Source organism: Mycobacterium attenuatum, from assembly GCF_900566085.1.
Taxonomy (GTDB): domain Bacteria; phylum Actinomycetota; class Actinomycetes; order Mycobacteriales; family Mycobacteriaceae; genus Mycobacterium; species Mycobacterium attenuatum.
This window is the reverse complement of the sequence record NZ_UPHT01000171.1, coordinates 1-7,783: the sequence shown is the minus strand read 5'-3', so window position 1 is coordinate 7,783 and position 7,783 is coordinate 1. Positions and strand designations below refer to the sequence as shown.

2 protein-coding genes are annotated in these 7,783 nt (G+C 69.0%); both read right to left on the bottom strand.

Translation table 11 applies throughout. The annotated features are described in order from the left end of the window. Positions 1 to 3,201 (bottom strand): non-ribosomal peptide synthetase (locus EET13_RS33025; RefSeq protein WP_122445138.1); only part of this gene is annotated, 3,201 nt, incomplete at its 3' end. Continuing rightward, positions 3,198 to 7,783 (bottom strand): condensation domain-containing protein (locus tag EET13_RS33020; protein WP_122445137.1); only part of this gene is annotated, 4,586 nt, incomplete at its 5' end. The genes EET13_RS33025 and EET13_RS33020, both read right to left, overlap by 4 nt.

The window sequence follows — 7,783 nt, the reverse complement described above, 5'->3', positions numbered from 1 at the left end:
ACCATCCACCACATCCACCACCGACAACCGCCGCCCCACCCCACCCACCATCGCCACCAACACCCGCTCCAACCGCCCCACCAACACCGAAACACTCTCGCCCTCAAACACATCGGTGCGGAATTCGACCGTGCCGCCGATGCCGGCTGGCTCTCCCGCGTCGGTCCAGCGTTCGCTCAGCGAGAACGTCAGGTCCATGCGGGCGGTGTGGGTGTCAACGGGGAGGGGTGTGGCCGTCAGATCACCTAAGGCCAGTTCGGCGGGGGCGTTGTTCTGCCAGGCCAACAACACCTGGATCAGCGGGTGATGGGTCAGCGATCGCGGCGGTTTGAGCCGTTCGACAAGCACCTCGAACGGCACGTCTTGATGTTCGTAGGCGGCCAGGCTGCGTTGGCGCACCTGGGCAAGCAGCTCGGCGAAGGTCGGATCCCCATCCAGGTCGACCCGCAACACCAGCGTGTTGACGAAAAAGCCCACCAGCTCGTCAAGCGCGGGATCACCGCGACCGGCGATCGGGAATCCCACTGCCACGTCGGTGCGGGCACTCAGGCGCGACAGCAGCGCGGCCAGCGCGGTCTGGATCACCATGAAACTGGTCGCGTTGTGTTGGCGGGCCAGCTCGCGCACCCGCTGCTGCAGCTGTGCCGGCCAGTCCACGGTCACCGTTGCTCCGCGGTGGTCGGCGACCGGCGGGTAGGGCCGATCGGTGGGCAGCTCCAGGCGTTGCGGCATCCCGGCCAGGGTCTGCTCCCAGTAGGCCAGCTGGGCGGCCAGCGGGCTGTCCGGATCGGCCAGCTCACCGAGATTGTTGCGCTGCCACAGCGTGTAATCGACGTACTGCAGCGGTAATTCGGCCCAGTCGGGCACCCGCTGCGCACAGCGGCTGGCGTAGGCCACGCTCAGATCACGCGCCAACGGGGTTACCGACCAACCGTCGGCGGCAATGTGGTGCACCACGGCCACCAGCGTGTGTTCCTCCTCGGCGACTCGGAAAACCGTTGCCCGAAAAGGTATTTCGCTAGTCAGATCGAAGCCGTATCGCACCGCCTCCTCGATGGCGGCAGTAAGCCGGGCCGGTGGCCATCCGGTCGCATCGATGACCCGCCAACCGAAATCGGCCCGTTCGGCGGGGACGACCAGCTGTTGCGGTATCCCGTCCGGGGCGGCGAAAAGCGTCCGCAGCACCTCATGGCGGCCGACCACGTCGGCCAACGCCGCTGCCAGCGCGTCGGTGTCCAGGCGCCCGCACAGCCGCAACGCCACCGCCATATTGTAAACCGGTGCGGGACCGTGCAATTGGTCGAGGAACCACAACCGGCTCTGCGCAAATGACAACGGAACCACGGCGGGCCGCTCGACAGCCGCCAACGGCTCTCGCCGAACCCCGTGCCCGCCGACGCGGGACGCCAGCCGGGCAACCGTGGGCGCGTCGAAGAGGGCGCGCACGGCAAGGCCGGCGTCCAGCGCGGTATTGACCGCGGCGATCACCCGCATCGCCGACAGCGAGTCCCCGCCCAAATCGAAGAACGAGTCGTTGGCTCCGACGCGTTCGAGCCCGAGCACCCGGGCGTAGATGCCGGCCAGGATCTCTTCGACCGCACCGGTGGGGGCACGGTAGCGATCCGCATCCTGGTACTCCGGTGCGGGCAGCGCCCGAGCATCCAGTTTGCCGTTGACCGTGCGCGGCAGCTCGCCGATCACCACCACCGCGGCGGGCACCATGGCGGCCGGTAACCGCTCGGCCAGCGCGGCGCGCAGCTGCGCCGGGTCGGCCGCCCCGACGACATAACCCACCAAGCGCTTATCGCCGCGACGATCCTCGCGGACGATCACCGCCGCCTGGTCCACTCCGGCAAGCCCGGCCAACGCCGCGCGCACCTCGCCCAGCTCGATGCGATGCCCACGGATCTTGACCTGCTCGTCGGAGCGGCCGAGGTAATCCAGCTGTCCGTCACGGCGCCAACGCACCCGATCCCCGGTGCGGTACATCCGTGTCCCGGGCGCACCGAACGGGCACGGCACAAACCGCGACGCGGTCAGCCCCGACCGGCGCCAGTAGCCCAGCCCCACGCCGCGCCCGGCAACGTACAACTCCCCGGTCACACCGGGCGGCACCGGACGCAACCATCGGTCCAGCACGAACAGCGCGGCCCCGGGCACCGGCGATCCGATCGGCGGGACGCCGCAACCCGCCGTCAACGGCGCGCTCATCGACGCATAGATGGTGGTCTCGGTCGGGCCGTAGGCGTTGATCATCAGCCGACCGGGTGCCCACCGGTCCACCACCTCGGCCGGACAGGCCTCGCCGGCCACTACCAGCGACGCGGGTTGCAGCCCTTCGGGAGGCAGCACCCCCACCGCGGACGGGGTTTGGCTGACCACGCTGACGCTTTCGCCGGCCAGCAGGGTGTGAAAGTCGTTGGGCGAGAGCGTCACCGACTCGGGTACCACCAACAGGCGTCCACCGCTCAGCAGTGCTCCCCAGATCTCCCACACCGAGAAGTCGAAGGCATAGGAATGGCACTGCGTCCACACGCCGCCCGGCGGGAGCTTTCCCTCCAGTGACGCCAGCAGTTGGGCGACGTTGTGATGGGTGATGGCAACACCTTTGGGCACCCCGGTGGTGCCCGAGGTGTAGATGAAGTAGGCGATGTCATCGGGGCTCGCTGACGCGGTGCCGGGCTGACCGACTGCGACGGTGTCGCCCAGATCATCGACATGCAGGACGGGCAGGTCCTGCCCATCGAGCCGGTCGGCCAGCGCGGCAGTGGTGAGCGCGACGACGGGTGCGATGTCGGCGAGCATGAACCGCACCCGCGCCGCCGGTTGCGCCGGGTCGATCGGCAGATAGGCCGCCCCGGTCTTGAGCACCGCCAGCATGGCGATAATCGCCTCGGTGGATCGGGAAAACACTAGCGCCACAACAGTTCCCGGCATCGCCCCGCGACCGGTCAGCAGGTGTGCCACTCGGTCGGCAGCGTCCTCAAGCTCGCGGTAAGTCAGCGAACGACCCTGGCAGGTCAGCGCCACCGCCTCGGGCGTGCGAGCCAGCTGGGCGGCCCACAGCTGCGGAATCGAGGTCGCCGGGACGGGTGAGGGCCGGGTCAAGACCGCGCGGTTGCCCCACTCGTCGAGCCGGGCGTGCTCGTCGGTGTCGAGCACGTCGATCGACAGCAGTCGCCGGGTGGGGTCGGCGCTCATTGTTGCGCCGGATCGCCGGTCATGGCCGCCAGCACCCGCTCGAACCGGCCGAGGAGCGCGTGGATGCTTTCGGCGTCGAACACGTCAGTGTCGAATTCGACGCGAAGGCCCAGTTCGTCGCCGGGCAGGGCGCGGATCGTCAGCGGGTAGTGAGTGTGGTCTCGGCTGGTGATGTCGGTGATGGCCAATTCGTGTGGGCCCAGCGGTGCGCCGGCGGCGGTCGTGTCAACGGGGTAGTTCTCGTACACGAACAGGGTGTCGAAGAGCCGTTCGTGGCCGGTGCTGCGGTGGATGTCGCCCAGCCCCAGGTGCTGGTGCTCGAGGGTGTGGCTGTAAGCGTTCTGCAGCTGCTCGAGCAGGCCCGCGGTGGTGGTCTCGGCCGTGATGGTCGCCCGCACTGGCACCGTGTTGATGAACAGCCCCACCATCGATTCGGACCCGGCCAACTCGGTAGGCCGTCCCGAGACGGGGGCGCCGAAGACGACGTCATGCTGGCCGGTCAGCCGCATCAGCACCTGCGCCCAGCCGGCCTGCAGCACGATGTTGACGGTGGTGTGACAGGTGCGGGCCAGCTCGCCGATGGCCCGCGTCGTGGTTGCGGGCAGCTGAAACGACTCCACGCCGCGCGGTCCCCGCTGTTGCCGATCGTGCGGGCCGACCAGGGTGGGAGTGGCAAAGCCGGCCAACACCTCGGCCCAGGCAGCGCGTGCGGCATCGAGGTCGCGATCGGCCAGCCAGGCGACAAAGCGGCGATACGGGACCGTCGCGGGTAACCGTTGTCCGTAGTAACCGGCGAAAATTTCGCGCAGCAGAATCGGCATCGACCAGCCGTCGACGACGATGTGGTGATTGGTCAGCACGAAGCGATGCCGGCCGGCGCCGATGCGGATGAGAGCCACCCGGAAGGCCGGCCCCTCGGCGAGGTCGCACACTGCCGCGCGCTCGGCGGCGCACACCCGCTCGATCTGCTCGTCGGGGTCGTCGGCGTCCAACTCGACATACCGCCACCCGGCCGCCGGCTCGGCGGGAATGAGCTGCACCGGTTCGTCGAACTGTGCGCAGAAGCGGGCCACCAGGTTCGGATGCCGGGTGACCACCGCCTGCACCGCTTCGTGTAACCGGTCGGGATCAACGGCGCCGGACACGGTGAAACCCAGCTGCACCGCATACACGTCGGCGGCGCCGGCGCTGTCCCGCGCAGCGCTGGCGTGAAAGAGCAACCCCTGCTGCACGGGCGTCAGCGGCAAAATATCGGCGACCCGGTGCTGGCGCGCTAGCTCGTCGATCTGCTGCTGGTTCAGACGAGCCGGCGCGATATCAGAGGGCGTCAACCCGCCACCGCCGGACCGCACATGCTTGCAGATGCCGTCCAGCGCCTCGAACCACAGCCGGTTCACCCGGGTGATCGCAGCGCCGTCGAGCACCGAACGCGCCCACAACCAATTGGCCTGCAGCTGCGGGCCGGTGTCGGTGTCGACGGTGGCGGCATTGAGCTCCACGGTGTGCGCCATCGGCATGGCCACCGCCGCGGCCGCAGCGGTCAACGCCATCCCCTCCTGGCTGATCCGCCAGACATCGCCGGGCAGCTCGGTGCCGGGGGCGCCCAGACGGCCCAGATAGTTGAACGCGATCACCGGGTCGGCACCGGCCAGGTCGACGTCGGGGTTCGCATAGCGCAGGGCGCCGTAGCTCAGCCCGGCGTCCGGCAGTGCCCGAAGCTGTTCTTTGGCGGCTTTGACCACCGCTGCCAGCCCCGCGTCGCCGGCGATCACCTGCGCCCAGCGCAAACCAGCGGACAGTGTCAGCGCCACCGGATACTTGGTGGTGAACCAGCCGACAGTGCGCGACAGGTCGACGTCGGGGGCCAGCTCCTCGTGACGCCCATGGCCTTCGACGTCGATGCCGATCGAGGCGCCACCGGAAGCCGAGACCCCTAGGAACTCAGACCAGGCCAGCGCGAACGCGATCAGCAGGATTTCCTGTATCCCGGCGTGGAAGGCCGCCGGCACCTCGCCGAGCAGCGCGCGGGTCGTCTGGGCGTCCAGTACCGCCGACAGCCGCCCGGCCGTGCCAAAGGTGTCGCTCTCCGGTGAAGCCGCCGGCAGCGTGGCCGGTGCGGCCGCCACCTGCCGCCACATGTCGGCCTGGGCCACCACGTCCGGACGTTGGGCGTATTCGGCCAGCAGCGACGCCCATCGGGCGAACGACGTCCCGGGGGCCGGCAATTCCACCGGCCGCCTGTCGCGGTGCTGCGCCCAGGCGATGTTGAGGTCTTCCAGCAGAATGCGCCACGACACGGCATCGACGCCCAGATGGTGAATCGTCAGCGCCAGCTGGCCGGTGTGGGCGACCCATAGTGCGCTGAGCATGGTTCCGGTGGCCGGGTTCAACCGGGAACGGGCTTTCAGCAGCGCCTCGTCGGACAACACGTCCACCGAGTGCAGGCAGCCGTCCGCTGTGACAGATCCCGGCGCCGGAACCCACAATGACCATCCCTGCGCGCCGTCGTCCGCGCGCAGCCGCAGCGTGTGGTGCCGGTCCAGCAGCGCCTGCAGCAGGACCAGCACGTCGGCCTCGGCGACGCCCGCGGGAGCCTGCAGCACCACCGTCTGGCTGAACTGGTCGGTGGGGCCGTCGACACCGTGCAGCCAGCACATGATCGGGGTGGCCGGCACCGGCCCGAGTCCCTCGTCGCTGACGCCACCCGCGCCGCCATCCACCCGGGCGACCCGGGCCAGCCCGGCCACCGTCTGCTCGACGAAGACATCGCGGGGCCGACACAGCACGCCGGCCGCCCGGGCTCGCGCCACCACCTGCATCGACAGGATGCTGTCGCCGCCCAGATCGAAGAACGGCTCGTCGACACCGACCCGCTCCAGCCCCAGCACCTGGGCATAGATACCGGCCAAGATCTCCTCCACCGCGTTGCCGGGGGCGCGGTAGTGGTCGCGATCCTGGCATTCGGGTGCGGGCAGCGCGTTGCGGTCAAGCTTTCCGGAGGTGGTCAACGGCAACTCGTCGAGCACCACGATGTGTGCGGGCACCATGTACTCGGGCAACCGTGCGCTCAATCGCTGGCGGATCGCGCTGATTTTGGTGGTGGTGTGGGGGTCATTGGCTTCGGCGTGTTGGCGGGTCCCGACGGTGGGCAAGTAGACGTCGGTCAGCGGGTGCGGGTCGGCCGGGGTCGTGAAGATCGCGTCGATGGTGCCCGGTTGGGCGCCCCAGGTGACGGCGACGCGATAGCCGAGCGTTTCGCCGAGGCGGTGCAGTTGCTCGGGGGTGGCTGCCGGGGTCTGCGTCGCGTGGGCCAGCGCCTCGTCCAGCGGCACCCCCGCGGCGAGGGCATTTTCGGCGTGGACGTCGCCGATCAGTCCGGTGCGCGGGATGCCGGTGACGCGCGCGGCGGCCAGATGCGCTGACCCCAGCCGGTTGCGCAGCCCGTGCAGGCCCGCGCATTCGGTCCACGGCCAACGAGGTGCGCCGGCCAGCGAGCGCACCGGTGCGGGTGTGGAGTGGATGGTGACGTCGTAGCGGTACCGGTTCAGCTCGTTGTCGGCGGCTCCGCGTTTGACCTCGATGTCGAGACCGGCGACGGCCGGATGGTCGGTGGCCCAGGTGGCGAAAAACTCTGGGGCAAGCAGTAATTCGGTTTCGCTGATCAGAGCGCGACGGACTCGCTGACGGATCTCGCGGGAGTCGACGCAGTCGCTGTGGGCCAGCGCGACCCCGGTCTGGAACGCGCCCTGCAGGGTGTGGTTGCGAACGTCTCCGATGAACACCGCCCCGCCGGGGGCCAGCAGTGGCAGAACCTTGTCGATGACGTCGGCAAGGTATGCGGCGTTGGGAAAGTACTGGACGACCGAGTTGAGAACAACGGTGTCGAAGTACGCGCGCGGCAGCCCGTCGACGACGTGGGCGGGCTGGGTCAGCAGCTGGACCCGGTCACGCCAGGGGATCTGGAACTGCTCCAGCGAGAGAGCGAGCGTGTCGATGGCCACCGCCGACGTGTCGGTGCCGACGTAGTGCTCGCAGTGCGGGGCGATCTGCGACAGCATCAGCCCCGAGCCCGCGCCGATCTCCAACACTCGCCGCGGCCGCAGAGCCATGACCCGATCCACGGTGGCCGAGCGCCACTCCAGCATCTGCTCGAGCGGAATCGGATCGCCGGTGTAGCTGCTGTTCCAGCCCCGAAAATCCATGCCGAATCCCGACGATTCGGCATCTGCGGCGTACAAGTCGTCGTAGAGATGCTGCCACTGGTCGACGATTTCGGCGTCTTCGGCTTCTCGGGCCTGCCGGTCGGCTTCTCCAGTGTGGCGGTCGGTTAGGCCGGTGGTGTGCTCCAGGGTTATGTAGGCAACCAGCCGGTCGCCTCCGGTGGCGTGGTGCACGGTGGCGACGGCCTGAGTGACCTGCGGGCAGGCCAGCAGGGCGCTTTCGATGTCGCCGAGTTCGATGCGGTAGCCGCGGATTTTGACTTGTTCATCAGCGCGGCCCAGGTAACGCAATTGCCCGTCGGCACCCCAGCACACCAGATCCCCGGTGCGATATATCCGCAACCCATGGCCACCAAACGGAC